29 protein-coding genes are annotated in these 24,854 nt (G+C 70.3%); 13 read left to right on the forward strand and 16 right to left on the reverse strand.

Annotated elements, in window-relative coordinates; all coding sequences use genetic code 11:
• Positions 1-77: 77 nt before the first annotated feature.
• The 4 genes from G6N64_RS29520 to G6N64_RS29535 all read right to left on the reverse strand — a co-directional run bounded on the left by G6N64_RS29520 (position 78) and on the right by G6N64_RS29535 (position 6,162).
• Positions 78-1,898 (reverse strand): ABC transporter ATP-binding protein, encoded by a 1,821-nt coding sequence (locus G6N64_RS29520; RefSeq protein WP_163801287.1) that lies wholly within the window; start codon positions 1,896-1,898, stop codon positions 78-80.
• On the reverse strand, positions 1,895-3,682 hold the full coding sequence (locus G6N64_RS29525) for an ABC transporter ATP-binding protein (protein WP_163801288.1): 1,788 nt from the start codon (positions 3,680-3,682) through the stop codon (positions 1,895-1,897). Before G6N64_RS29525 ends, G6N64_RS29520 begins: the two co-directional genes overlap by 4 nt.
• A complete protein-coding gene (locus G6N64_RS29530; protein WP_163801289.1) occupies positions 3,679-5,556 on the reverse strand; it encodes an ABC transporter ATP-binding protein in 1,878 nt (625 codons plus the stop codon). The genes G6N64_RS29525 and G6N64_RS29530 overlap by 4 nt, the downstream gene beginning before the upstream one ends.
• Positions 5,557-5,676: 120 nt before the next feature.
• Positions 5,677-6,162, reverse strand: a complete 486-nt coding sequence (locus tag G6N64_RS29535; RefSeq protein ID WP_163801290.1) for a UCP032817 domain-containing protein — start codon at positions 6,160-6,162, stop codon at positions 5,677-5,679.
• A 46-nt stretch (positions 6,163-6,208) separates the two neighbouring features.
• On the opposite strand from G6N64_RS29535, the gene G6N64_RS29540 reads away from it, so the two are divergent.
• The 3 genes from G6N64_RS29540 to G6N64_RS29550 are packed head-to-tail and all read left to right on the forward strand — an operon-like array spanning position 6,209 to position 8,583.
• Positions 6,209-6,463, forward strand: coding sequence for a hypothetical protein (locus G6N64_RS29540; RefSeq protein WP_163801291.1), 255 nt, complete (start codon positions 6,209-6,211; stop codon positions 6,461-6,463).
• Between the two features lie 51 nt (positions 6,464-6,514).
• The gene (prrA, locus tag G6N64_RS29545) at positions 6,515-7,225 is read left to right on the forward strand and encodes a two-component system response regulator PrrA (protein WP_163801292.1); all 711 of its coding nucleotides are present in this window, start codon (positions 6,515-6,517) and stop codon (positions 7,223-7,225) included.
• Between the two features lie 5 nt (positions 7,226-7,230).
• Positions 7,231-8,583, forward strand: a complete 1,353-nt coding sequence (locus tag G6N64_RS29550; protein ID WP_163801293.1) for a sensor histidine kinase — start codon at positions 7,231-7,233, stop codon at positions 8,581-8,583.
• Here the strand turns inward: G6N64_RS29550 and G6N64_RS29555 are convergent.
• Entirely contained in the window at positions 8,580-8,846 is a 267-nt protein-coding gene (locus G6N64_RS29555; protein WP_163801294.1) for a helix-turn-helix transcriptional regulator, read from the reverse strand. The genes G6N64_RS29550 and G6N64_RS29555 overlap by 4 nt on opposite strands.
• 81 nt (positions 8,847-8,927) lie before the next feature.
• Here G6N64_RS29555 and map point away from each other — a divergent pair, with 81 nt between their 5' ends.
• Positions 8,928-9,713 (forward strand): type I methionyl aminopeptidase, encoded by a 786-nt coding sequence (gene map / locus G6N64_RS29560; RefSeq protein ID WP_163801295.1) that lies wholly within the window; start codon positions 8,928-8,930, stop codon positions 9,711-9,713.
• On the opposite strand, the gene arfC is transcribed toward map, so the two are convergent.
• From arfC to G6N64_RS29575, 4 genes are read right to left on the reverse strand one after another with little or no spacing between them, the layout of a single operon-like run.
• A complete protein-coding gene (gene arfC / locus G6N64_RS29565) occupies positions 9,702-9,860 on the reverse strand; it encodes a channel accessory protein ArfC (protein WP_163801296.1) in 159 nt (52 codons plus the stop codon). The genes map and arfC overlap by 12 nt on opposite strands.
• Positions 9,857-10,012 carry a channel accessory protein ArfB gene (arfB, locus tag G6N64_RS30005; RefSeq protein WP_174266900.1) on the reverse strand — a complete coding sequence of 52 codons (156 nt, stop codon included), beginning with the start codon at positions 10,010-10,012 and terminating at the stop codon, positions 9,857-9,859. The genes arfC and arfB overlap by 4 nt, the downstream gene beginning before the upstream one ends.
• 8 nt (positions 10,013-10,020) lie before the next feature.
• Complete coding sequence (arfA, locus tag G6N64_RS29570) at positions 10,021-10,581, reverse strand: channel-forming protein ArfA/OmpATb (RefSeq protein ID WP_163801297.1); 561 nt, start codon at positions 10,579-10,581, stop codon at positions 10,021-10,023.
• 41 nt (positions 10,582-10,622) lie between these two features.
• On the reverse strand, positions 10,623-10,934 hold the full coding sequence (locus G6N64_RS29575; RefSeq protein ID WP_246231357.1) for an FKBP-type peptidyl-prolyl cis-trans isomerase: 312 nt from the start codon (positions 10,932-10,934) through the stop codon (positions 10,623-10,625).
• 88 nt (positions 10,935-11,022) lie between these two features.
• Between G6N64_RS29575 and G6N64_RS29580 the strand changes: the two genes are divergently transcribed.
• Both G6N64_RS29580 and G6N64_RS29585 read left to right on the forward strand, forming a co-directional pair.
• On the forward strand, positions 11,023-11,271 hold the full coding sequence (locus G6N64_RS29580; protein ID WP_163801298.1) for a DUF2630 family protein: 249 nt from the start codon (positions 11,023-11,025) through the stop codon (positions 11,269-11,271).
• A 5-nt stretch (positions 11,272-11,276) separates the two neighbouring features.
• Positions 11,277-12,830, forward strand: a complete 1,554-nt coding sequence (locus G6N64_RS29585; RefSeq protein ID WP_163801299.1) for a phytoene desaturase family protein — start codon at positions 11,277-11,279, stop codon at positions 12,828-12,830.
• On the opposite strand, the gene G6N64_RS29590 is transcribed toward G6N64_RS29585, so the two are convergent.
• The 7 genes from G6N64_RS29590 to pdxH all read right to left on the reverse strand — a co-directional run bounded on the left by G6N64_RS29590 (position 12,827) and on the right by pdxH (position 19,614).
• Positions 12,827-13,246, reverse strand: coding sequence for a MarR family winged helix-turn-helix transcriptional regulator (locus G6N64_RS29590; RefSeq protein WP_163801300.1), 420 nt, complete (start codon positions 13,244-13,246; stop codon positions 12,827-12,829). The two genes, G6N64_RS29585 and G6N64_RS29590, sit on opposite strands and share 4 nt — an antisense overlap.
• Positions 13,236-14,690, reverse strand: a complete 1,455-nt coding sequence (locus G6N64_RS29595; protein ID WP_174266901.1) for an MFS transporter — start codon at positions 14,688-14,690, stop codon at positions 13,236-13,238. Before G6N64_RS29595 ends, G6N64_RS29590 begins: the two co-directional genes overlap by 11 nt.
• Positions 14,691-14,856: 166 nt before the next feature.
• Complete coding sequence (locus tag G6N64_RS29600) at positions 14,857-16,158, reverse strand: citrate synthase (RefSeq protein ID WP_163802210.1); 1,302 nt, start codon at positions 16,156-16,158, stop codon at positions 14,857-14,859.
• A 60-nt stretch (positions 16,159-16,218) separates the two neighbouring features.
• A complete protein-coding gene (locus G6N64_RS29605) occupies positions 16,219-16,914 on the reverse strand; it encodes a TetR family transcriptional regulator (RefSeq protein WP_163801301.1) in 696 nt (231 codons plus the stop codon).
• Positions 16,907-17,569, reverse strand: coding sequence for a TetR/AcrR family transcriptional regulator (locus G6N64_RS29610; RefSeq protein ID WP_246230855.1), 663 nt, complete (start codon positions 17,567-17,569; stop codon positions 16,907-16,909). The genes G6N64_RS29605 and G6N64_RS29610 overlap by 8 nt, the downstream gene beginning before the upstream one ends.
• 34 nt (positions 17,570-17,603) lie before the next feature.
• Positions 17,604-18,878 carry an MFS transporter gene (locus G6N64_RS29615; protein WP_163801302.1) on the reverse strand — a complete coding sequence of 425 codons (1,275 nt, stop codon included), beginning with the start codon at positions 18,876-18,878 and terminating at the stop codon, positions 17,604-17,606.
• A 31-nt stretch (positions 18,879-18,909) separates the two neighbouring features.
• Positions 18,910-19,614: a pyridoxamine 5'-phosphate oxidase gene (pdxH, locus tag G6N64_RS29620; protein ID WP_246230856.1), complete on the reverse strand. Its 705-nt coding sequence runs from the start codon at positions 19,612-19,614 to the stop codon at positions 18,910-18,912.
• A gap of 71 nt (positions 19,615-19,685) precedes the next feature.
• On the opposite strand from pdxH, the gene G6N64_RS29625 reads away from it, so the two are divergent.
• The 7 genes from G6N64_RS29625 (at position 19,686) to G6N64_RS29655 (ending at position 24,847) form a co-directional block, all read left to right on the forward strand.
• Positions 19,686-20,825 carry a citrate synthase 2 gene (locus tag G6N64_RS29625; RefSeq protein WP_163801303.1) on the forward strand — a complete coding sequence of 380 codons (1,140 nt, stop codon included), beginning with the start codon at positions 19,686-19,688 and terminating at the stop codon, positions 20,823-20,825.
• Positions 20,822-21,430 carry a maleylpyruvate isomerase family mycothiol-dependent enzyme gene (locus G6N64_RS29630; RefSeq protein ID WP_163801304.1) on the forward strand — a complete coding sequence of 203 codons (609 nt, stop codon included), beginning with the start codon at positions 20,822-20,824 and terminating at the stop codon, positions 21,428-21,430. Before G6N64_RS29625 ends, G6N64_RS29630 begins: the two co-directional genes overlap by 4 nt.
• Positions 21,431-21,458: 28 nt before the next feature.
• Entirely contained in the window at positions 21,459-21,707 is a 249-nt protein-coding gene (locus G6N64_RS29635; RefSeq protein WP_163801305.1) for a hypothetical protein, read from the forward strand.
• Between the two features lie 65 nt (positions 21,708-21,772).
• A complete protein-coding gene (locus G6N64_RS29640) occupies positions 21,773-22,231 on the forward strand; it encodes a VOC family protein (RefSeq protein ID WP_163801306.1) in 459 nt (152 codons plus the stop codon).
• 137 nt (positions 22,232-22,368) lie between these two features.
• Positions 22,369-23,025: a nicotinamide riboside transporter PnuC gene (gene pnuC / locus G6N64_RS29645; protein ID WP_197748313.1), complete on the forward strand. Its 657-nt coding sequence runs from the start codon at positions 22,369-22,371 to the stop codon at positions 23,023-23,025.
• Positions 23,022-24,110: an AAA family ATPase gene (locus tag G6N64_RS29650; RefSeq protein ID WP_163801307.1), complete on the forward strand. Its 1,089-nt coding sequence runs from the start codon at positions 23,022-23,024 to the stop codon at positions 24,108-24,110. Before pnuC ends, G6N64_RS29650 begins: the two co-directional genes overlap by 4 nt.
• Positions 24,107-24,847: an NUDIX hydrolase gene (locus G6N64_RS29655; RefSeq protein ID WP_246230857.1), complete on the forward strand. Its 741-nt coding sequence runs from the start codon at positions 24,107-24,109 to the stop codon at positions 24,845-24,847. The genes G6N64_RS29650 and G6N64_RS29655 overlap by 4 nt, the downstream gene beginning before the upstream one ends.
• Positions 24,848-24,854: the final 7 nt, after the last annotated feature.

Genomic DNA, 24,854 nt, shown 5'->3' on the forward strand with positions numbered 1-24,854 from the left:
GCGACTTGTCGCTCAGAGGCGGGCAGGTCGATCACACTGCGCCGGAGACCTGCACCCAGCGGCCTCTAAAGCGCCGCTCAGACGAGCGAGTCCACCCAGGCGCGGTGCAGCGCGGCGTACCGTCCGCCGCCCGCGATCAGCTCGTCGGGTGGGCCGTCCTCCACGATCCGGCCGTGCTCGAGCACCAGCACGCGGTCGGCGATCTGCACGGTGGACAGGCGGTGCGCGATCACCAGCGCCGTGCGCTCCGCGAGCACGGTGGCCAAAGCGCGCTGCACCATCCGCTCACTGGGGATGTCGAGTGACGACGTCGCCTCGTCGAGGATCAGCACGGCGGGGTCGGCGAGGAACGCCCGGGCGAACGCGATCAGCTGCCGCTGACCCGCGGACAGCCGCCCGCCGCGCTTGGCGACGTCGGTCTCGTACCCCTCGGGCATCGCGTCGATGAATCGCGACGCGCCAACGGCTTCGGCGGCCTCGCGCACCTCGTCGTCGGTGGCGTCGGGGCGGCCGAACCGGATGTTGTCCGCGATGGTCCCCTCGAACATGAAGTTCTCCTGGGTGACCATGACGACGTGGCGGCGCAACTCGCCCTGCGTCAGGTCGCGCAGGTCGTGGCCGTCGAGCGTCACCGTGCCCGACGTCGGGTCGTAGAACCGGGCGATCAGCTTCGCGATCGTCGTCTTGCCCGCACCCGTCGTCCCCACCAGGGCCACCGTCTGCCCCGCCGGCACCTCGAGGTTCAGCCCCGGCAGCACCGGCCGGTCGGCGACGTAGGAGAACTCGACGTCGCGAAAGGCGACGTCGCCCTTGACCGCGGGCAGGTGGACCGGCCGGGCCGGATCCTCGATCGCCGGCCGCTGCGCCAGCACGCCCGCGATCTTCTCCAGCGCGGCGGCCGCCGACTGGAAGGTGTTGAAGAACTGCGTGATCTCCTGCATCGGCTCGAAGAACATCCGCAGGTAGAGCAGGAACGCCGCGAGCGTGCCGATCGTCATCTCGCCGTGCAGCACCCGGTAACCGCCGTACAGCAGCACCAGGCCGGTCGTGACGTTGCCGACGAGCTTGGTCGCCGGCATGAAGATCGCCAGCAGCTTGAAGGCGCGCTCGTTGATGTCGCGGTACTGATCCGCGACGTCCTCGAAGATCTCCTGGTTGCGTGGCTCCCGACGGTAGGCCTGCACCGCCTTGATGCCCGTCATCGTCTCGACGAACTGCACGATGACCAGCGCCGCGCTCTCGCGGACCTTCAGGTAGACCTTCGCCGACTGCGTGCGGAACCACCAGATCAGGCCGACCATGATCGGGAACACGCCCAGGCAGACCAGGCCGAGCTTGACGTCGAGCACCACCAGCAGCACCGCCGTGCCGCCGAGGGTCAGCACCGCGGTGATCAGGCTGTCGAACCCGGTCTGCAGCATGTCCTGCAGCGCGTCGACGTCGTTGGTGGAGCGGCTCACCACCCGGCCGGAGGTGTAGCGGTCGTGGAACGCCACGTCGAGCTGCTGGAAGTGCCGGAAGATCTGCTGCCGCAACGACAGCAGCACGCGCTGGCCGATGCGTCCCGAACGGCGCAGGAAGTACATCCGGCTCGTCGCCTGCACCGCCACCACGCCGCACAGCGCCGCGACGATCGTCAGCAGCTCGCCCGCCGCGCCGCGCTCGACGATCGGCGGGATGCCGTGGTCGATGCCGCGCTGCACCAGCAGCGGCACCGACAGCCGGGCGACGTTCTCCAGGACGACGATGACGGCGAGCAGCGCCACCGTCCTCTTGTACGGCCGCAGCAGGGAACCCAGCAGCGAACGGGCCTCCCGGCGGCGCGACACCGTCTCGTCGATGGGCAGGTCACCGGTCTCGTCGGAGACCGTCCGCCCGCGCCAGTCCGTCACGCTCACAGGGCGGCCTCCGCGAGATCGTCGTCCGCCGCCAGCAGGTAACGGTATTCCGGCACGTCGGCGAGCAGTTGGGCGTGGGTGCCCACGTGGGTGATGGTGCCGCCCTCGAGCAGTGCGACGCGGTCGGCGAGCAGCACCGTCGACGCCCGGTGGGCGACGACGACACCGGTGACGTCACCGAGCATGCGCTCCAGCGCCTCGGTCACGCGTGCCTCGGTGTGCACGTCGAGGGCGGACAGGGTGTCGTCGAGGACCAGGATCGCCGGCTTGGCGAGGATCGCGCGGGCCAGCGAAAGGCGTTGCCGCTGACCGCCGGACAGGCTCATGCCCTGCTCGCCGATCCTGGTGTCGAGGCCGAACGGCAGGTCGTAGACGAAGTTCGCCGCGGCGACGTCGATCGCCTCGGCCAGCTGCTCCTCGGTGGCCGTCGGATTGCCGAGCCGAAGGTTCTCCGCCACCGACATCGAGAACAGCGTGGGATCCTCGAACGCCGTCGCCACCGCACTGCGCAGCGCGGTCAACGACATGTCGCGGACGTCGATGCCGTCGACCAGGATCCTGCCCTCGCTGACGTCGTGCAGCCGCGAGAACAGCGACGCGAGAACGGACTTGCCCGATCCCGTCGAGCCGACGAGGGCGAGGGTCTCGCCCGGTTCGACCGTCACGCTCACGTGGCGCAGCGCGAAGGCGTCCGTGTCCGGGAACCGGAATCCGACGTCGACGAGTTCCAGCCTGCCGCCGTGCGGCACGTCGTCGATCGGTCCGTCGTGGATGTCGCGGGTGGCGTCGAAGACGTCGGCGACGCGATCGGCGGCGGTGAAGGACTCCTGCGTCATCGACAGCAGGAAGCCCAGCGAGGCGATCGGCCACACCAGCGACAGCATCATCGTGATGAAGGCGACCAGCGTGCCCAGCGTCACCTGGCCCATGCCCGCGGCGTAGGCGCCGAACCCGAGCACCAGGATCAGCGTGATGTTGGGGATCACCTCGAGCAGCGTCCAGAACTTCGCGGACACCGCCACCTTGTTCACCTCGGTGTCGTACAGCGCGCGGGCCTTCTGGTCGAAGCGGTCGAACGAGTAGTCCTCGCGTCCGAACGACTTGACCACGCGCATGCCCAGCGCGGCCTCCTCGACGTCGGTCGCCACGTGACCGGCCTGGTCCTGCGACAGCCGCGACAGCTTGGTGAACTTGCGCTGGAAGTGCAGCACCGTCAACGTGATCGGGACGACCGAGACGACGACCACGACGCCCAGCGGCCAGTACATCGACAGCAGGATGGCCGTCACCACGACGATCTGAATCAGGTTGAGCACCAGGAAGAGCAGCCCGAAGGAGAGGAACTGCCGGATGGCGCTGAGGTCGTTCATCACGCGGGACAGCAGCTGCCCCGACTGCCACCGGCCGTGGAACGACATGGGCAGGATCTGTAGCCGGGCGTAGAGGTCCTTGCGGATGTCCGCCTCGACGCCCAGCGTGGCGCGCGCGACGAGCCAGCGCCGGATGAACCACAGCAGCGCCTCGGTGATGCCGATGCCCATCGCGGCCGCGCCGAGCACCCAGAGGCCCTGCTGGTCCTGGTTGCGGATCGGGCCGTCGATGACCGCCCGCGTCATCAGCGGGATGACGATGGTGGCACCGGTGCTGGCGAGCGCGATGATCGACATCAGCACCCACCGCCACCGGTACGGCAGCAGGTAGGGCAGCAGCCGGATCAGCGACGACGAGCCACGGGCGACCGCGGGCGGCGGCGAGATCGCGGGCTCGCGAGACAGTCGTGTCATGCAGCGGCCCCGTCGCTGAACTGCGTCTCGTACAGACGCGTGTAGCGGCCCCGCCGGGCCAACAGCTGGGTGTGCGTCCCGCGCTCGACGATCCGGCCGTCCTCCACGACGAGGATGACGTCGGCGGCGCGGATCGTGGACAACCGGTGGGCGATGACGATCGACGTCCGACCCGCCAGTGCCTCCGCCAGGGCCTGCTGCACGGCCGCCTCCGACTCCGAGTCCAGCGACGCCGTCGCCTCGTCGAGGACGACGACCCGCGACCGGCCGAGCAGCAGCCGCGCGATGGTCAGGCGCTGGCGCTGACCGCCGGAGAGCCGGTAGCCACGTTCACCCACGATGGTGTCCAGACCATCGGGCATGTCGGCGATCACGTCGGCCAGGCGGGCCCGCCGCAGGGCCTCCCACAGCTCGTCGTCGGTCCGCTCGTCGGTGCCGAGGGTGAGGTTGGACCGGATCGACTCGTGGAACAGGTGGCCGTCCTGGGTGACCACGCCGACGGTGTCCTGCAGCGACTCGAAGGTCAGATCGCGCACGTCGACGCCCGCGAGCCGCACTGCACCGGACGACACGTCGTACAGCCGCGCCACCAGGGAGGCGGTGGTCGACTTGCCTGCGCCGGACGACCCGACGAGCGCCACCATCTGACCGGGTTCGGCGCGGAACGAGATTCCATGCAGCACTTCGTCTCCGCCGCGGTCGTCGAGCACCGCGACCTCCTCGAGCGAGGCCAGCGACACCTCGGTCGCCGAGGGGTAGCCGAACCGGACGTCGTCGAACTCGACGGTGACCGGGCCGTCGGGGACCGCGCGGGCGTCGGGCTTCTCCTGGATGAGCGGCACCAGGTCGAGGACCTCGAAGACGCGCTCGAAACTGACGAGCGCACTGGCGATCTCGACGCGGGCGTTGGCCAGCGCGGTGAGCGGCGCGTACAACCGGGTGAGCAGCAGTGCCAGCGAGACGATGGCCCCGGCCTCCAACTGCCCTCCGATCGCGAGCACGCCGCCCAGGCCGTAGACCAGTGCCAGCGCGAGCGCGGACATCAACGTCAGCGAGCTGAGGAACGTCGCCTGCAGCATCGAGGTCTTGACGCCGATGTCGCGGACCCGACCGGCGCGGGTGGCGAACTCCTCGGATTCCCGCGCGGGGCTGCCGAAGAGCTTCACGAGCGTCGCGCCCGGCGCGGAGAAGCGCTCGGTCATCTGGGTGTTCATCGTCGCGTTGTTGATCGCGCTCTCGCGGCTCAGCGTCGCCATGGACCGGCCGATCCGGCGCGCGGGCAGCAGGAACAGCGGCGTCAGCAGGAGCGAGAGCAGCGTGATCTGCCACGAGATGCCCAGCATGACGACGAGCGTCAGCGTCAGGGTGACGACGTTCGACACGACGCCCGACAGCGTGTCGGAGAACGCGCGCTGGGCACCGATGACGTCGTTGCCCAGGCGGCTGACCAGCGCGCCGGTTCGGGTCCTGGTGAAGAAGGCGACGGGCATGCGCTGCACGTGGTCGAACACCGCGGTGCGCAGGTCCAGGATCAGGCCCTCGCCGATCGTCGACGACAGCCACCGGGTGAGCATCGTGACCGCGGTCTCCGCGAAGGCGACGGCGGCGATGATGGCGGCGATGACCACGACGGTCGCCGGCGCGCCACCGTTGACGATCGCGTCGACGACCTTGCCCGCCAGCAGCGGGGTCGCGACGGCGAGCAGCGCTCCGACGACGCTGACGCCGACGAAGAAGCCCAGCCTGCGGTGGTGCCGTGCGGAGAACTGCCAGATGCGTCGGAGCAGGCCGCGGTTCGCAAGCTCGCGCAGTTCACCGCCGCGTGCCCGGGTTTGCCGGTACAGCGTCTGTCGCGCGACGGTCTCCAAGTTCATGTCATCACCGTAAAACCTCAACAATAGGTGAGGTCAAACCATTTCCCAGCCGTGAAATGGCATGCCGACCTCGTGAACCGCCCCCGACCCGAACATGGGATTACCCCCGTTTCGGGTGGTTCAGACCCTGCGAAGATCCTGTTCGACAGCTGTGACCTGCGTCGCGGACACGCCCCACGGTTCGGGCACCCCGATGCGGCGGTCCAGGTCCCACAGGACGCACTGCTCCCCCGGCGCTGCGACGACCGACCAGGCGACGACCGTGCGGCGGAGCTGCTCGGACATCGGGTCACCGGTGACCCCGGGCGGGGCCCCGCCGTCCGGGTGGTGATGCAGGAACCGGCCGTACGCCGACCGGCAGAACGCCGCGTACCTGGCCGTACAGAGGATGAAGCCGTGCCACGCCTCGTCGACGGCGTGCGACGGCATCCCGATGACCTCGCCGTCGTGTAGGGCCGCGGCGCAGCACCGCAGCCACTGACGCAGCCCCAGGTCGACCAACTCCCGCGGCTGCCACGGGCAGGTCCGGAACACCGCCTCGGGTAGTTCCAGATCGGCGACGGCGCCGTTCGCCCGGCGGACGGCCGAACCACGCCTGACGAGCACGTCGTCACCCTATGCGCGGACACCGCGAACGTCGTAGCCTTCGGCCATGGGAGTGGCCGAGGTGCTCGTGGTGGTCGCCGTCGGGGTGTTCTTCTCGGCCCTCATGGTGGTGATGGTCCGCCGGCGCGACCGACGGCGGACCGCGTTCTGGGCGAGCGGCGGGGGCTCGGTCGCGGGCGGGACGTCGGGCCCCGGCGTGTACCACGCCACCGATGGCGGCGGCGGGAGCTGCGGTGGCGGCTCGTCGTGCGGTGGCGGCTCGTCGTGCGGAGGCGGTGGCTGCGGGGGCGGAAGCAGCTGACCTCCGTTCCGGTCACGCGCCTCCCGCGATCGGGTGGTGCGATCAGGCAAGATGAGCGCCATGGACAGCGGTGTGAGTTCACCCCGGGTGCTCGTGGTCGACGACGATCCCGACGTGCTCGCGTCGCTCGAGCGCGGCCTGCGGCTGTCCGGGTTCGAGGTGTTCACCGCGGTCGACGGGGCCGAGGCGCTGCGCAGCGCCACCGAGACCCGGCCCGACGCGATCGTCCTCGACATCAACATGCCCGTCCTCGACGGGGTGAGCGTGGTGACGGCCCTGCGCGCGATGGACAACGACGTGCCCGTCTGCGTGCTGTCGGCGCGCAGTTCGGTCGACGACCGGGTGGCGGGCCTGGAGGCCGGCGCCGACGACTACCTTGTCAAGCCGTTCGTGCTCGCCGAACTGGTGGCCCGGGTGAAGGCGCTGCTGCGCCGCCGCGGGTCGACCGCAACGTTCTCGTCGGAGACCATCTCGGTGGGCCCGCTCGAGGTGGACATCCCCGGTCGCCGCGCCCGCGTCAACGGCGCCGACGTCGACCTGACGAAGCGCGAGTTCGACCTGCTGGCCGTCCTCGCCGAGCACAAGACGGCGGTGCTGTCCCGCGCGCAGCTGCTCGAGCTGGTGTGGGGTTACGACTTCGCCGCCGACACCAACGTGGTCGACGTGTTCATCGGGTACCTGCGCCGCAAGCTGGAGGCGGGCGGCGCGCCGCGACTGCTGCACACGGTGCGGGGCGTGGGGTTCGTGCTCAGGCAGCAGTAAGGGCCGTGAACCTGCTGTCCAGGATCTTCCGCCGCACCCCGTCACTGCGGACGCGCGTGGCGTTCGCCACAGCCGTCGCCGCCGCGATCGTGGTGGGGATCGTGGGCACGATCGTCTGGATCGGCGTCACGAACGACCGCAAGGAACGTCTCGACCGCCGCCTCGACGAGGCCGCCGGATTCGCGATCCCGTTCCTCCCCCGCGGTCTTGACCAGATCCCGCGGTCCCCCAACGACGCCGACGCGGTCATCACCGTCCGGCAGGACGGCAACGTCACGTCCAACTCGCGGGTCATCCTGCCCGATCTCGAGCCGGGTTACGCCGACACCGTCGTGGGCGGCGTGCGGTACCGCGTCCGCACCGTCGAGTTCCGGGTGGCGGGCATCGACGCGCCGGAGATGTCGGTCGCCGTCGGCGCGACCTACGACTCCACGATCTCCGACACGAACAGCCTGCACCGTCGCGTCATCGTCATCTGCTCCTTCGCGATCGGCGCGGCAGCGGTGGCGGGCTGGCTGCTCGCGGCGTTCGCCGTGCGTCCGCTCAAGCGGCTGGCGCAGCAGACCCGCGCCATCGACCTCGGCGGTGACGAGCCCGACGTCGAGGTGCGCGGCGCGACGGAGGCCGTCGAGATCGCCGACGCCGTCAACGGCCTGGTGCAGCGCATCTGGGACGAGCAGGACCGGACGAAGTCGGCGCTGGAGTCGGCGCGCGACTTCGCCGCGGTGTCGTCGCACGAGTTGCGCACCCCGCTGACGGCGATGCGCACGAACCTCGAAGTGCTTGCGACGCTGGACATGCCGGACGATCAGCGCAAGGAGGTCATCGGCGACGTCATCAGGACGCAGTCGCGGATCGAGGCGACGCTGTCGGCCCTCGAGCGGCTGGCACAGGGCGAGCTGTCGACGTCCGACGACCACGTCCCCGTCGACATCACCGAACTCCTGGACCGCGCCGCCCACGACGCCATGCGGGTCTACCCCGACCTCGACGTGTCACTGGCGCCCGCGCCCACGGTCATCATCCTGGGGCTGCCCGCCGGGCTGCGCCTGGCGGTCGACAACGCGATCGCCAACGCGGTCAAGCACGGCGGCGCGACGCGCGTCCAGTTGTCGGCGGTCAGTTCCCGGGCGGGTGTGGAGATCGCGGTCGACGACGACGGCGTCGGCATCCCCGAGGCGGAGCGCGAGGTGGTGTTCGACCGGTTCTCCCGAGGGTCGACGGCTTCGCATTCGGGCTCCGGCCTCGGATTGGCGCTGGTGGCCCAGCAGGCCGAATTGCACGGCGGGACGGCCACTCTGGAGTCCAGCCCACTGGGCGGCGCCCGACTCCTGCTGCGGCTGCCCGGTCCGAGCTAGATGGCCACCTGCTGATCGGTCGTCCCACGCCAGGCCGCGACGGCGTCCTGCAGGGACATGTCGAGGGCCTGACAGAGACCGACCACCGTGCCGAAACTGGGGCTGGGCATCCGACCGACCTCGATCTTGCGCAGGGTCTCCGGTGAGATACCGGCGTCACGGGCGACGGCCTCGGGATCGCGGCCGGCTCGGGCCGTCCTGATCAGCGAGCCCAGCCGTCGGCCTGCCGCCACCTGCTCGGGACTCAGCGGTACGCGCACCATGGGCGTCAGCATAGCCGGTATTCAAATACCGGCACCTGTTACCGTGGCGGTATAACAATACCGACGCTGAACGGAGCCCTCGTGATCGAACTGAAGACCGCCGACGAGATCGACAGGATGGCGGTCACCGGCCGATTCGTGGCGGATACCCTGGCGACGCTGTCGGCCGAGGCAGCGCCCGGGGTGAACCTGATGCAGCTCGAGCACCACGCCCGCACGCTGGTCGCCGACCGCGGCGCGACGTCCTGCTACTGGGACTACGCGCCATCCTTCGGTCGCGGCCCCTTCCGCAACGTCATCTGCCTGTCGGTGAACGACGCCGTGCTGCACGGCATGCCGCACGACTACGTCCTGCGCGACGGTGACGTCCTGACCCTGGACTTCGCGGTGTCGATCGACGGCTGGGTGGCCGATGCCGCGGTGACGGTCATCGTGGGCGACGCCGCCGACCCCGCGGACGTGGCGCTGATCGAGTCGACGCGCCGGGCGCTGGACGCCGGGATCGCCGCTGCGGTACCCGGCGGGCGGCTGGGCGACGTCTCCGCCGCGATCGGCCAGGTCGCCACCGACGCCGGCTATCGCGTCAACGCCGAATTCGGCGGCCACGGACTGGGCCGCACCATGCACGAGGACCCGCACGTCGCCAACCGCGGCCGGGCCGGACGGGGACTCGTGCTGCGGCCGGGGATGACCCTCGCGCTCGAACCGTGGTGGGCACGCGGCAGTGACCGCCTGGTCATGGACGGGGACGGCTGGACCCTGCGGTCGGCGGACGGATCGAACACCGCGCACACCGAGCACACCATCGCCGTCACCGAGGCCGGACCCCGCATCCTCACCCCGGCGCCGGTACGGCTAGTCGGGTGACTCGCCGTCCAGGATCGCGGCGCCCGCGCTGCGGCCCTTCTCGCGGACGGGGACCTCGCGCACGACGCGGCGCACGGTGAACGTCACGGTCAGCGCGCCGCCGAGCACGAACGCCACCGCCGTCAACCACCAGTTCACGTCGCTCATTCGGCCGTCCCCACCTCACGCGAACCGGGCATCGCGTCGAGCGCCTCCTGCTCGCCGACGTACGGGACCCAGATGGCGACCGCGAGCCACGCCACCAGCGAACCGGCCAGGAAGGCCGCGAGGTACCAGATCCACTGGGTCACGAAGTCCATGACGCTTCCTACTTCACCCGGATGTCGTTGACGACCGGCAGACCCGGCCACGCCTCGGTGGCCGCCGACTCGACGGAGGCCCTCTCCCTCTCGCCCGGTGCCACGCCGGTGAGGGTCAGCACGCCGCGATCGACGGTGACGCGGAAGTCGGGGATGTTCGCGGTGACGCTGAAGACGCCTGCGAGCAGCGCGACGTCGGGAACGCGGACGTTCGGGTCGACCCCGAGTTCGTCACCCACGACCGCACCCGGCATCGCCATCCTGATCGCCTCGATCAGCGACGACTTCTGCCCCTCGTCGGGCATCTTGCCGCCGATGACGAAACCGTCCGTGCTGCGCGTGATCGAGAACGGCCCGAACGGCAGGTCCGACCGGGCAGGCGGCGCGGCCGCCGGAGTCGTCGGCGCCGGCGTGGGCGGGCCCGGGGCACCAGACATCGCGGTCGGGGGATCGGCGCTCGGCACGGCCTGCCCCGCGACCTCCCGGTCGCCGAAGCCCGCCCAACCGATCACCGCCAGCAGCAGCGGCACCACCAGCAGCGCCGCCCACCAGCCGGGGCCCGGACGCACCCGGTAGCGGCGTGACTCCCGGCGCCACTCGGACGACTCGCTCAGCGGACGTCCAGCAGGTCGATCACGAAGATGAGCGTCTTGCCGGACAGCCGGTGACCGCCTCCGGCGGGCCCGTAGGCCTGCGCCGGCGGGATGACCAGTTTGCGGCGGCCACCCACCCGCATGCCGGGGATGCCGTCCTGCCAGCCCTGGATCAGCCCGCGCAGCGGGAACTCGATGGACTCGCCGCGGTTCCAGGAGCTGTCGAACTCCTCACCGGTGTCGTACTCGACGCCGACGTAGTGCACCCGCACGTTGCCGCCCGGCACCGCCTCGGCGCCGTCGCCGACCTCGACGTCGGTGATGACCATCTCGGTCGGTGCGGGGCCGTCGGGGAATTCGATCTCTGGTTTCTTGTCGCTCGCCACGACCATCACGGTAGTCGGGCAGACTGAGGGCATGGACAAGGACCACGACATTCTGAGCCAGGTCGACAAGCTCGTCGCCGAGGAGCGCGACCTGCGCGACAAGCTCCAGCACAAGGACATCGACGAGACCGAAGAGCACCAGCGCTTGCGTTCGGTCGAGGTGCAGCTCGATCAGTGCTGGGACCTGCTGCGGCAGCGCCGCGCCCTGCGTGACGCCGGCCAGGACCCCGACAAGGCCGCGGTCCGGCCCGCAGGCGAGGTCGAAGGCTACTTGAACTGACCGCCGTGCGGCACGACCGCTTCGAGGCCGTCGTCGTCGGCGGCGGCCACAACGGCCTGGTCGCAGCCGCCTACCTGGCACGGGCCGGCCGCCGGGTGCGACTGCTGGAGCGGCTCGACCACGTGGGCGGAGCGGCCGTGTCCGCACACGCGTTCACCGGCGTCGACGCCCGGCTGTCGCGCTACTCCTACCTGGTCAGCCTGCTCCCGAGGCAGATCGTCGACGACCTCGGCGCCCGGGTGCGGCTGGCCCGGCGGCGCTTCTCCTCCTACACGCCCAACCCGGCCGACGGCGGCCGCACCGGGCTGCTGATCGGCGAGGACAGCAGGTTCGACGCGATCGGCGCCGGTCGGGACGCGGCGGCCTTCGCCGACTTCTACCGGCGTTGCAACGAGGTCACCCGGCCGCTGTGGCCCACGCTGACCCAGCCGCTGCCCACCAGGGCTCAGGCGCGGGCCACGGTCCTCGACGGCGGCGGCGCGGCCTCGGACTGGGAGGCGATCACGGAAAGGCCGATCCGCGAGGCCATCGCCGCGGCCGTCGACGACGACGTGGTGCGCGGCGTCATGGCCACCGACGCACTGATCGGCACCTTCGCCCGCACCGACGATCCGTCGCTGATCCAGAACGTCTGCTTCCTCTACCACCTGGTGGGTGGCGGCACCGGAGACTGGGACGTGCCGATCGGCGGGATGGGCGCCGTCACGCAGGCGCTCGCGTCCGCCGCATCGGGGTTCGGCGCCGAGATCGTCACCGGCGCAGAGGTCTACGCCGTCACCCCCGACGGCGAGGTCGGATACCGGACCGCCGACGGCGAGCACCGCGTGCACGGTGACGTGGTCCTCGCGAACGTCACGCCCACCGTTCTCGCGGGCCTGCTCGGCGAAGCCGAACCGCCGTCGGCCCCCGGCTCGCAGGTCAAAGTGAACCTGATGCTGCGACGCCTGCCCCGACTGCGCGACGACTCGGTCGGACCGGAGGAGGCGTTCGGCGGCACGTTCCACGTCAACGAGGCTCTGTCGCAACTGGATTCGGCCTACGACGTCGCTAATGGCGGCGCGGTGCCCGATCCCCTGCCGTGCGAGATCTACTGTCACTCGCTGACCGACCCCACCATCCTGTCCGACGACCTCCGGCGCGCCGGCGCGCAGACGCTGACGGTGTTCGGCCTGCACACCCCGCACCGGTTGACGGCGGGCCGCAGTCCCGACGAGGCGCGGCGCGTGCTCACCGATGCCGTGCTGGCGTCGCTCGACGCGGTACTCGCCGAACCGATCCGGGACGTCGTCATGACCGACGGCAACGGCGATCCGTGCATCGAGTCGAAGACGACGGCCGACCTGCAGGACATCCTGGGCATGACGGCCGGGCACATCTTCCACGGCGGGTTGGCGTGGCCCTTCGCCGACGACGACGAGCCACTGGACACGGCGGCGCGACGGTGGGGGGTCGCCACCGCGCACGACCGGATCATGCTGTGCGGTTCGGGCTCTCGTCGCGGCGGCGCCGTGTCGGGACTCGGTGGCCACAGCGCCGCGATGGCGGTGCTCGAGGGTTAGTGCGCCCCCAGCTTCGCGAGCAGATCGCGAAGCGCGCGCAGATCGGCGACGTCGAGGGCGTCGAACGCCGCCGGTGCGGGATCCTCGACCCCGTCGATGGCCGCCACCACGTCGCGGCCGGCATCGGTCAGCGAGATCACCTTGCACCGGCGGTTCGCCGGGTTCACCTCGCGCACGACGAGCCCGCGCTCCTCGAGGTCGTTGACCGCGACGGTGGCAGCAGGGGCGTCCATGGTCGCCGACTCCGCGACCTCCTTGGCCGTCATCGGACGTCCGGCGAGCCTGCGCAACACCCGGATCCGGCTGAACGGCAGACCGGACCTCTCGATGACGTCACGCTTCCACGTGTCCCGGTTGTCGAAGACGACGGCGGCCATCGCGCGCCAGACGTCGTCGGCCAGTGCGTCATCCGACACGGGCGCCCTCCTCTGCCGGGGTTCCCGCGATGAGCGGAGCCAGCCGCTCGGCGGACCTGACCGCCCGCGCCGACGTCGACACGATCCCGAGGACGAACACCACGACACCCATCGCGACGCACACGAACCACAGCGGCCGTGCGGCGTCGGCGAAGTCGGCGCCACTGCCGTTCAGGGCCGCCCCGGCGACGGACCCGCACAGCGCCACGCCGATGCTGACGCCGATCTGCCTGCTGGTCGACGTCACGGCCGACGCCGCGCCCGCCCTGTCCAGTGGCATGCCGCTGACCGCCGCATTGGTGATCGGCGCGTTGACCATCGAGAAGCCGATGCCGAACACCGCGAACACGACGATCAGCTGCCAGACCGGGGTGGTCGCCGTCAGGAGGGTCAGCATCACCGACGAGCAGGTGATCAGGACACCCGCGGCCAACAGCGACGGGCGCGCGCCGTAGCGGCCCACCAGCCGGCCGGACAGCGGCGAGAAGACGAGCGCACCGATCGCGATCGGCAGGTAGATCAGGCCGGTGTGCATCGCCGAGTACTGCCGCTCGGTTTGCAGGTAGATCGACATCATGAACAGGAAGGCGCCCCACCCGGCGAAGGCGCAGATGGCCGTCACCGTCGCCGACGCGAAGGGGATGCTCTTGAAGAAGCGCAGGTCGATGAACGGGTCGTGCCGCCGCGACTCGAAGCGCAGGAACGCGATCAGCGCCACCGCGGACGCCGCGGCGATGGCCAGCACGCCCGGGCTGGTCCAACCCAGGCCGGGTCCCTCGATGAGGGTGAAGACGATGCCGAAGAGGAACAGGACGGCGAGGCCCTGCCCGATGGGGTCGATGTTGCGCATCGTCAGGGACTTGGTCTCCGGCACGAACACCGCCGTGAGCACGATCGCCAGCAGGCAGATCGGCAGGTTGATCCAGAACACCGCGCGCCAGCTGATCAGCTCGATGAGGAGGCCGCCGACGGTGGGGCCGAGTGCCATCGAGATGCCGACGACCGCGCCCCAGAAGCCCAGCGCGCGGGCACGCTCGACGCGGCCGGTGAACACCTGCGAGATGATCGACAGCGCAACGGGGTTGAGCATCGACCCGCCGATGGCCTGGATCAGCCGGGCGGCGATGAGCGTCTCGATGTTGGGCGCGATGCTGCACAGCAGCGATCCGACCGCGAAGACGGTCAGGCCGATCTGGAACACCCGACGCCTGCCGAACCGGTCGCCCGTCGCACCCGAGAGCATCAGCAGTGAGGCCAGCACCAGCGTGTAGACGTCGACGACCCACTGCATCTGCGACGCCGAGGCACCGAGGTCGGCGCGCATCGACGGGATCGCGACGTTGACGATGGTGGCGTCCATCGACACGATCAACAGGCTGAGGCAGCAGGACACCAGCACGATGGTCTTCCGCCGCGGCGTCAGATCACCGATGGTTGTATTCACACAACCATTGTGGGTTCACAAGTTTCTAATTCACAAGCCGCCGAGCGGTGACATGCGTCTCCCGCGGACGACGACCTTGCGCCGAAACGGCATTCCCTGTCGCGGAGGCGGCCTCTTCGCGACAGGGAATGCCGTTTCGGCGAAAACAGGTGAGGGCAGGTGGCGGCTAGCGGCCGTCGATGCTGCCGTAGTCGCGCTCGGTGTAGCCGGTGTAGATCTGGCGCGGGCGGCCGATCTTGCTGGGCTCGCCGTTCATCTCCCGCCAATGCGCGATCCAGCCGGGCAGTCGGCCGAGCGCGAACAGCACCGTGAACATGCGGGTCGGGAAGCCCATGGCCCGGTAGATGACGCCGGTGTAGTAGTCGACGTTCGGGTAGAGCTTGCGCTCGACGAAGAAGTCGTCGGTGAGCGCGATCTCCTCGAGCTGCTTGGCGATGTCGAGCAGCTCGTCGTCGCCGCCGAGCTTGGCCAGAATCTTGTCGGCCTGCTCCTTGACGATGCGCGCGCGGGGATCGTAGTTCTTGTAGACGCGGTGTCCGAAGCCCATGAGCTTCACGCCCTCTTCGCGGTTCTTGACCCTCTTGACGAAGGTCGCCACGTCGTCGTCGCCGAGGCGGATCTTCTCGAGCATCTCCAGCACGGCCTGGTTGGCGCCGCCGTGCAGCGGGCCCCAGAGTGCGTTGATGCCACCGGAGATCGACGTGAACAGGTTCGCCTGCGACGAGCCGACGAGCCGGACCGTCGAGGTCGAGCAGTTCTGCTCGTGATCGGCGTGCAGGATCAGCAGCATGTCGAGCGCGCGGACGATCTCGGGGTCGACCTCGTAGGGCTCGGCCGGGAAGCCGAACGTCATCCGCAGGAAGTTCTCGACCAGCGTGAGCGAGTTGTCCGGGTAGAGGAACGGCTGCCCCTCGGACTTCTTGTAGGCGTACGCGGCGATGGTCGGCAGCTTCGCCAGCAGCCGGATGGTCGACAGCTCGACCTGTTCGGCGTTCGCGGGATCGACCGAGTCCGGATAGTAGGCCGACAGCGCGTTGACCGCGCTGGAGAGCACCGGCATCGGGTGCGCGTTGCGCGGGAAGCCGTCGAAGAAGCGCTTCAGATCCTCGTGCAGCAGCGTGTGCCGCTGGATCTGGGTGGTGAACCGCTCGAGGTCGTCGGCGGTGGGCAGTTCGCCGTAGATGAGCAGGTAGCTCACCTCGATGAACGTCGACTTCTCGGCGAGCTGCTCGATGGGATACCCGCGGTAGCGCAGGATCCCGGCGTCACCGTCGATGTAGGTGATCGCACTCTTGGTGGCCGAGGTGTTGACGAAACCGCCGTCGAACGTCGTGTATCCGGTCTTGGCCAACAGCGAACCCAGTGCGATGCCGTCGGAACCCTCGGTGGCCTTCGAGATCTCTAGATCGATCTCCCCACCTGGGTAGCGGAGCGTCGCGACCTCGTCGGACCTGGACTGATCGGGCACGATGGGTCCCTTCTGAATGTCGACGCCGAACTGGCTGTCCGTCACCAAAGAAAGTAGTCGCTATCCCTCGGACGCGCTCGTGTGGGGTTGGCTTGCGCGCCGCGACGGCGGGTCGTACGGCGACCACGTCCGGCGGAACAGTTCCACGGTCGCGGAGAGCCGGTCGCAGATGACGTCGGGGCGGACCGGTTCGTTCCCCGGCCTGCCCAGACCCGCGAACGAGTCGGAGAAGATCACGGCCCAGGTGTCGGTGACCAGCGCGACCGCGCGGTCGCCTTCGGGCACGCCCATCCGGCGGGCCATCACCTTCATCGTCGCCCTGTTGGTGACGTCGTGGCGCAGCGCCAGCGCCGACGCCCGGAACGACGTCGACCCGTTGATGATCTCGATGAGCAGCGCGAGGCGACGGAATCCCGCCGTCTCCGAGCCGTCGGAGGTGCTCAGCACCTCGATGGACGACTGCAGCAGCGCGTCGTAGACGGTGATGTCGTCGGGCAGCGTCTCCATCGCCTCGGCAATGAGGTCGTCGAGGTCGTCGGTGATCGCGGCGACCACGCACTCCTTGTTCGGGAAGTACCGGCTGAACGTCCTCGGCGCGACGTCGGCGGCCGCGGCGATCTGATCGACGGTGGTGTTGTCGTACCCGTTGCGCCGGCACAGATCGGCGGCGGCCTCGATCAGCGACGCCCGGGTCCGTCGCTTCTTGTGCTCGCGGAGGCCGCCGCGGGCCGGCGCGAAGGCGACGAGGTCAGACACGATCGGGGTCCTTCGGAACGGGGAGGTCGCTGGTGAACATCGCCACCTGACCGAAGGCCTCCTCGAGACGCTCGACCATCACCAGCGGACCGAGCCGCACGGTGTCGGTGTCGACGATCAGGTCGCCGCAGGCGGTGACGATGATCGCCGCGAAGACCGCGCTGACGAGTCGTCTGCGGCGGTCGTCGACGTCGACGCCCATGCGCTTGGCCAGGACGACCTCGGTGTGGTCGTGCCGGAACTCCGATGCCGCCTGCTTCAGCGCGTCCGAGGCGTTGATGATCCGGAGCATCAGGATGATCCGGTCCGTGGTCATCCGGCCGACCTGCCGCTGCGCGACGCGGGTCAGCACCGCGACGTGGGCCTGGCGCATCGCCTCGAGCGGGCCGACGTCGGCCGGCACGGTCTCCAGTTCGAGGGCGACCTCGTTCGAGTAGTCCTCGATGAGCGTGAGGAACACCGCGTCCTTGGCGGTGAAGTAGCGGCTGAAGGTGCGGGGTGACACGTCGGCCGCCGCGGCGATCTGTTCGACGGTGGTGGTCTCGTAGCCCTGCTTGAGGCAGAGGTCCATGGCGGCGTCGATCAGGGTCGCCCTGGTCCGCTGCTTCTTCCGTTCACGTAGACCGGGGGCGGAGTCCATCGGGTGTTCAACCACGCGCGCGATGGTAACCACAGAGAATGTGAGGAATCTAAGTCGCCGACGCCGTGACGCGATAGCGCACGAAGGCGGGCACGACGACCGCGGCGATGATCACCCCGACCACGACGAGGACGCCGCCGCCTGCCGCGGCCACCGTCGTCCCGACCGCCGCCGCCGCGGCACCGTGCAAGGTGTCCGCCACGCGCGGCCCACCTGCCACGACGACGATGAACACCCCCTGCAGCCGGCCGCGGAGTTCGTCGGAGGCGGCCTGCTGCAGGATCGTGTTGCGGAACGCTGACGACACCATGTCCGCGGCGCCGCCGACGACCAGGCAGCCCAGCGCCACCCACAGCAGCGTCCCGACCCGGCCCGCCGCAAATCCGCTCGCCACCCCGAACCCCGTCATCGCGACGCCCCACACCACGATCGCGATCACCACCGCCAGACCTTGGCGCTGGATGCGCGGCAGCCACCCGGAGAAGACGCCGCCCGCGACCGCGCCGATCGAGATCGCCGCGGCCAGGAGTGCCATCGTCGAGCCGCCCTCGATCGGGCCGCCGAAGCTCTCGTGCGCCATCTGCGGGAACAGCGCGCGCGGCATGCCGAAGATCATCGCGATCAGGTCGACGACGAACGACATCAGCACCACGGTGTTGCCCGCGAGGTAGCGGAAGCCCTCGAGGACGGCGCCGAACCCCCACCGGGCCGACCCGCTCTCGGTCGACGACGGCGGGATGCGGCCCAGTCGGAACGTCGCCCAGATCGGCAGCGCGCACGTGACGGCGTCGATCAGATAGAGCGTGGAGAGGTCCACCCAGTGCAGCATGATGCCGGCCAGCAGCGGTCCGACGATCGAGCCGAACTGCGTCACCGTCATGTTCAGCGCGTTGGCGGCGGGCAACTGCTCGCCGGGCAGGATGCGCGGGATCGCGGCTGCCCGGGTCGGTGAGTTCACGGCGTAGAACGCCTGCTGGAAGGCCAGCAGACAGAGCACGAGCCACACGTTGTTCAGGTGCAGCGCGGCCTGCAGCCATAGGAACACCGACGCCACCGCGAGCCCACACGACGCGATGATCAGCAGCGTCCGGCGGTCCATCGCGTCGGCCAGCGCGCCACCCCACAGACCGAACACCACCAGCGGCACCAGCGCGAACAGTCCGGCCAGCCCGACGTAGGCCGAGTTCTGCGTCAGCGCGTAGAGCTGGACGGGCACCGCGAACAGGGTGAGGCCGGCGCCGATGACCGTGGGTATGCCCGCCCACCACAGCCGCGCGAAGTCCTTGGTGCGCAGGGGTGTGGTGTCGGCGAAGAGCCGCGCCACGTCTACCGGGCGAGCGAAGCGACGGGGGATGTCACGGCTGGAGTCGCTCGAGGGTGCCGGACCGGACGTCGACGCGAATCCTGTTGTGCAGACGGTTCTCCCGGCCCTGCCAGAACTCGACCTCGACGGGCGCGATCAGGTAGCCGCCCCAGTTCGGCGGCACGGGCACGGTGTCGAGGTCGGCGAACCGGGCGGTCACGTCGGCGAGCTGGCCGAGCAGCGCCTCGCGCGACGCCACGGGCTCGGACTGGTGCGACGCCCAGGCGCCGAGCTGTGAGCCGCGGGGCCGCTTGGACCAGTACTCGGCGGTGACCTCGGGTGCCACCTTCGCCACCTCGCCGCGCACGTGGACCTGACGGCCCAGTGCGTACCAGGGGAAGGTCGCCGACGCGAACGGGCGCACGGCCAACTGCCCACCCTTGGCGGAGCCGTAATTGGTGTAGAAGGTGATGCCGGAGTCATCCACGCCCTTGCACAACACCGTTCGGGTCGTCGGCCATCCCCGGTCGTCGACCGTGCCGACCACCATGGCGTTGGGCTCGGTCACGCCCGCCCGCTCGGCGTCTGCGATCCACGTGCGCAGCAACGTGATCCAGCCGCCGGCGAGCCAGCTCTCGTCGAGGTCGGCACTCCCGTCCTTCTCGACCGAGCCGTACTCGACGCGCATGCGGACGAGGTGATCGCGATCGTCGTCGGACCCGCCGAGGGCCACCGCGTCGGGCACGGATTCGGGCATGCCGGAAACGCTACGCCCGCTCGTTACCGGCCGGTAGCGGCGGCCCTCCGCACGGGTGCGAGAATTTCGCCATGAGTGGCTCGCCCGTCGCGCCCGACGGCCTCCCCCAGGACTTCGTCTCGGGACTCGAAGGCGTCGTCGCCTTCACCACCGAGATCGCCGAACCCGACAAGGACGGCGGGGCGCTGCGCTACCGCGGCGTCGACATCGAGGAACTCGTGAGCAGACGCGTCACCTTCGGCGACGTCTGGGCGCTGCTGGTCGACGGCGAGTTCGGCAACGGCCTGACCCCCGCCGAGCCGTTCCCACTACCGATCCACAGCGGTGACGTGCGGGTCGACGTCCAGGCGGGCCTGGCGATGCTCGCCCCGATCTGGGGCTACCAGCCGCTGCTCGACATCGACGACACCACCGCACGCGACCAGCTGGCCCGCGCGTCGGTGATGGCGCTGTCCTACGTCGCGCAGTCCGCCCGCGGCATCCACAGGCCGGCGGTCGGTCAGCGCACCATCGACGGATGCGACACGGTGACAGCACGTTTCATGACGCGCTGGAAGGGTGACCCGGACCCGCGGCACGTCGAGGCGATCGACGCCTACTGGGTGAGCGCAGCCGAGCACGGGATGAACGCGTCGACGTTCACCGCGCGCGTGATCGCCTCCACCGGTGCGGACGTGGCCGCGGCCCTGTCCGGGGCGGTCGGCGCGATGAGCGGCCCGCTGCACGGTGGCGCACCCGCCCGCGTGCTGCCGATGATCGAGGAGGTCGAGCGCAGCGGCGACGCCCGGTCGGTGGTCAAGGGAATCCTCGACCGCAAGGACAAGCTGATGGGCTTCGGCCACCGGGTGTACCGAGCGGAAGACCCCCGCGCCCGGGTGCTCCGCGCGACGGCGCAGCGGCTGGCGGCGCCGCGCTACGAGGTGGCCGCCGCACTCGAGCAGGCCGCGCTCGCCGAGCTGCGGGAACGCAGGCCCGACCGCGCCATCGAGACGAACGTCGAGTTCTGGGCGGCGGTGATCCTCGACTTCGCCGGCGTGCCCCCGACGATGATGCCCGCGATGTTCACGTGCGGCCGGACCGCCGGCTGGTGCGCACACATCATGGAGCAGAAGCGGCTCGGCAAGCTGGTCCGGCCCGCCGCCGTCTACGTCGGCCCCGAGCCGCGCAGCGTCCAGTCGGTCACGGGCTGGGACCGCGTCACCACGCCGTGACGGCCGCGACGTTCGCCGCTGCGGCGGAGGCGGTCACGGATCTGGTGCGACGCATCCCGCCCGACGCCTGGGACGGGCCCGGCCTCGGCGACTGGGAACTGCGCTCCCTCGTCGGGCACGCGTCGCGGTCCTTCGTCACGGTCAGCACCTACCTGCGCTCCCCCGCCGACCGCGTCGACCTCACCAGCGCCGTCGACTACGTGGTCCGGATGCGGGACTACGCCGCGGACCTCGGCGCCGCGGACGTCGCCGAACGCGGCAGGCAGGCCGGCCGCGACCTCGGCGCCGACCCGGCCGCCGCCATCGAGGCGCTGGCGTCGGACGCGCTCGCCGACATGGCCGGCGCGGGCGATCCGGTGATCACCGTGATCGGCGGACTCGGCATCCGGCTGAGCGACTACCTGCCGACCCGCACCTTCGAACTCGCCGTCCACGGCCTGGACGTCGCCCGCGCGGCAGGCGTCGAGATCGTCCTCCCCCGTGCCGTGGTCGAGGAGGCCGCCGTGCTGGCCACCCGCGTCGGCGTCGCCCTCGGCAGCGGCGAGACGGCGCTGCTGGCCCTCACCGGCCGAACCGTTCTGCCGCCCGGCTTCTCGGTGGTGTGACGGCGGCATTCGCGGGCATACCGCCGCCATGACGTTTACGAGTGAGGACCTGCGCCGACTGCTCGACGCGGACGACGAATCCGTGCTGGTGCTCATCGAGGGCCGCACCGAGGTGATCGGCTCCGACGACGTCGAGGACGAGGAGTACCGCGGCGCACTCGAGGTGATCTCGCGGGCCGACCTCGTCGAGCGCCTCGACGGCGAGGACCCGTCCGACCACGAGGTCGAGGAGCAGGCGGCGACACTCGACGCGACGGTGGACGAACTCGGCGGCTGAGCGATGAGTTCCGGCGCCTGCGATGGTCGACACCGGTGACCATCCACTCCCGAGAGGACGCCACCATGGCGATCGACGTTCAACCCGCCGTCTCCCCCTATCTCATCGTCGACGGCGCCGCCGCGGCCATCGACTTCTACGTCGCGGCGTTCGACGCCGAGGAACTCGGGCGGGTGCCCGGACCGGACGGCAAACTGGTGAACGCGGCCGTGCGCATCAACGGTTCGGTCGTCATGCTCAACGACGACTTCCCCGAGATGACCTGCGGCACGTCGATGACCCCGACCTCGCTGGGCGGGACACCGGTGACGATCCACCTGACCGTGACCGACGTGGAGCGCTGGTTCCAGCGTGCGGTCGACGCCGGGGCCACCGTCATCGCTCCGCTGGAGGACCAGTTCTGGGGCGACCGCTACGGCGTGCTGCAAGATCCGTTCGGGCACATGTGGTCCATGGGCCAGCCGATGCGCGAGGTCAGTCCCGAGGAGATCGCCGCGGCGATGTCGGAGATGTCCGAGAGCTGAGCGGCCACGCGCCGAACGTGCGGCCAGGGCGGGCAGACTGCGAATTCTCCGCCGTCACCGCACGTTCGACAGGCGGCGCGTGCAGGGTCGCCCCGCTCGGGTTATGGTCAACATGACTCTAACCCGTGGAGGTCTCGATGGACGCCTGGCTGACCGCACTGATCCATCCGCTGATGGTGGAGTCGTTCACGCTGTGGGGCGCGCCCGTCAGCCGCCTCGAACTGCTGGGCTTCGTCACCGGCGGACTCTGCGTGGCGCTCACCGTGCGCCGCAACGTCCTGAACTTCCCGGTGGGCATCGCGAACACCGTCTTCTTCCTGCTGCTGTTCACCTCCTCGCGACTGTGGGCCGACGCCGGCCTGCAGGTGGTCTACATCGTCCTCGGCGTCGTGGGCTGGATCCGGTGGACCCGCGGCCGCAGCGGTGACACCGCGCTCGTCGTCACGCGCGCACCGGCCCGCGAGATCCGCTGGTGCGTGGCGTTCGTCGTGGTCGGGACCGCCGTCGTCTACGTCGCGCTGCGGCACGCGGACGGCGCCGCACCACTGTTCGACGCGTTCACGACGTGTCTCTCGCTGGCGGCGCAATGGTTGTTGAACGGCAAGCGCATTCAGACCTGGTACTTCTGGATCGCCGCGGACTGCGTCTACATCCCGCTCTACGTCGTCAAGGACCTCAACCTGACGGCCGTCGTGTACGTACTGTTCCTTGGCCTGTGCATTACGGGACTCAGGTCGTGGCGGCGCGCGATGGTCGACGAGGCCAGGCAGCCGCTGGAGCGGGTGACGTCGTGAACCGCTACCCGAGCGGTCTGCTGATCGGGAAGTTCTACCCGCCGCACGTCGGACATCACGCGCTGATCCGATGGGCGTCGAGCCGATGCGATCGACTCACCGTCCTGGTGATGGCCGGCGCCACGGAGACGGTCCCGCTCGCCGATCGGATGGCCTGGATGCGAGCCGAGCACCACGACGACCACCGCGTCCGGATCCTCGGAACGAGGTGCGACGCGCCGATGGACGTCACCGACGAGCAGGTGTGGACGGCACAGCTCGCGATCATGCGGGCCGCGCTCGGTACCGACGCGGACGTCGACGCGGTGTTCTGCGGCGACTCCTACGGCCCGGAACTGGCCCGCCGCTTCAGCGCCACCGCGGTGCCCGTCGAGCGCACCCCGTCGAGCAGCACGGCCATCCGCGCCGACCTCGCGGGGCGATGGAGCGACCTGGCGCCCGCCACCCGCGCGGGACTGACCACCCGTGTCGTGGTGCTGGGCGCGGAGTCGACCGGCACGACGACGGTGGCCCGGGCACTGGCCGAGCACTACCGGGCGCGCGGTGGGGCGTGGGCCGCCACGACGTGGGTGCCCGAGTACGGCCGCGAGCACACCGAGGCCAAGTGGGCCGAGCAGCCCGGCCGTCTGGACGAGGTCGTCTGGAACACAGCCGACTTCGACGCGATCGCCGTCGAGCAGACCCGTCGCGAGGAGGCCGCCGCACGACACGGATCGCCGCTGCTGGTCTGCGACACCGACGCCTTCGCCACCGCGATCTGGGAGCGCCGATACCTCGGCGCGCACGCACGGACCGGGCAACCGTGGACGCAGGTGCCGCCGCGCGCGGTCTACCTCGTCACCGATCACGTCGGCGTGCCGTGGTCCGACGACGGCATGCGGGAGGGCGACCTGGCGATCCGCTCGGCGATGACGGGTTGGTTCGTCGACGCCCTGACCCGCGCCGGGCACTCCTGGGTGCCACTGACCGGGACGCTCGACCAGCGCGTGGACCTGGCGGTCCGAACCGTCGATCCCCTGCTCGACCGCGCCGCCCGCTTCGGCGAACCGCTGCACGGTCCCGGCTTCGAGGGCCAGACGGCGTGAGCGAGCGACAGTGGTTGCGCGAGTACGACCCTCGCTCGTATCCGCCCTTCGCCGTCACCGTCGACCTCGCGGTGTTCACGCTCCGCGGCGACGACCTGTGCGTCCTGCTGGTGCGGCGCGGCGAGTACCCGCACCGCGGCAGGTGGGCGCTCCCCGGGGGCCACGTGCTCCACGGCCGGGAATCCGCGGACGACGCGGCACATCGGGAACTGCTGGAGGAGACGGGCGTCGACGCGTGGCGGTCTAACGCGCATCTGCAGCAGCTCGCCGCATACAGCGCCCCCGACCGCGATCCGCGCATGGCCGCGGGTCTGCAGGTGGTGTCGATCGCGTACGTGGCACTGGCGCCCGGACTCCCCGACGCGGTGGCGGGCACCGACGCGGCCGATGCCCGGTGGACGCCCGTGGGTGCCGTGCCCGCGCTCGCCTTCGACCACGACCGCATCCTCGCCGACGCCGTCGAACGGGTGCGGGCCAAGCTCGAATACACCACGTCGGCACTGCACTTCGTGACGGCGCCCTTCAGCCTCACCGAGCTGCGCCGCGTCTACGAGGCTGTGTGGGGCCGTTCGGTCGAGCCCGCGAACTTCCGCCGCAAGGTGCTCGCGACACCCGGCTTCGTCAGCCCGGTCGACCGCGCCGCGACGGCACCCGGCAGACGCGGTGGACGACCGCCCGAACTGTACGGCCCGGGCGGGGCGGCCACGGTCGACCCGCCGATCAGGCGACCGATGTAGGAACCCG

This window comes from Mycolicibacterium sediminis, assembly GCF_010731735.1.
In the GTDB taxonomy this organism is placed as follows: Bacteria; Actinomycetota; Actinomycetes; order Mycobacteriales; family Mycobacteriaceae; genus Mycobacterium; species Mycobacterium sediminis.

Bases quoted from the DNA above. Each gene is read 5' to 3' on its own strand.
- pnuC (WP_197748313.1), top strand. From the start codon at position 22,369: ATGGACGCCTGGCTGACCGCACTGATCCATCCGCTGATGGTGGAGTCG.
- G6N64_RS29530 (WP_163801289.1), bottom strand. From the start codon at position 5,556: ATGAACTTGGAGACCGTCGCGCGACAGACGCTGTACCGGCAAACCCGG.
- pdxH (WP_246230856.1), bottom strand. From the start codon at position 19,614: ATGCCCGAATCCGTGCCCGACGCGGTGGCCCTCGGCGGGTCCGACGAC.
- arfC (WP_163801296.1), bottom strand. From the start codon at position 9,860: ATGAGCGACGTGAACTGGTGGTTGACGGCGGTGGCGTTCGTGCTCGGC.
- G6N64_RS29525 (WP_163801288.1), bottom strand. From the start codon at position 3,682: ATGACACGACTGTCTCGCGAGCCCGCGATCTCGCCGCCGCCCGCGGTC.
- prrA (WP_163801292.1), top strand. From the start codon at position 6,515: ATGAGCGCCATGGACAGCGGTGTGAGTTCACCCCGGGTGCTCGTGGTC.
- G6N64_RS29635 (WP_163801305.1), top strand. From the start codon at position 21,459: ATGACGTTTACGAGTGAGGACCTGCGCCGACTGCTCGACGCGGACGAC.
- G6N64_RS29540 (WP_163801291.1), top strand. From the start codon at position 6,209: ATGGGAGTGGCCGAGGTGCTCGTGGTGGTCGCCGTCGGGGTGTTCTTC.
- G6N64_RS29640 (WP_163801306.1), top strand. From the start codon at position 21,773: ATGGCGATCGACGTTCAACCCGCCGTCTCCCCCTATCTCATCGTCGAC.
- G6N64_RS29575 (WP_246231357.1), bottom strand. From the start codon at position 10,934: ATGGTCATCACCGACGTCGAGGTCGGCGACGGCGCCGAGGCGGTGCCG.
- G6N64_RS29625 (WP_163801303.1), top strand. From the start codon at position 19,686: ATGAGTGGCTCGCCCGTCGCGCCCGACGGCCTCCCCCAGGACTTCGTC.
- G6N64_RS29555 (WP_163801294.1), bottom strand. From the start codon at position 8,846: ATGGTGCGCGTACCGCTGAGTCCCGAGCAGGTGGCGGCAGGCCGACGG.
- G6N64_RS29580 (WP_163801298.1), top strand. From the start codon at position 11,023: ATGGACAAGGACCACGACATTCTGAGCCAGGTCGACAAGCTCGTCGCC.
- arfB (WP_174266900.1), bottom strand. From the start codon at position 10,012: ATGGACTTCGTGACCCAGTGGATCTGGTACCTCGCGGCCTTCCTGGCC.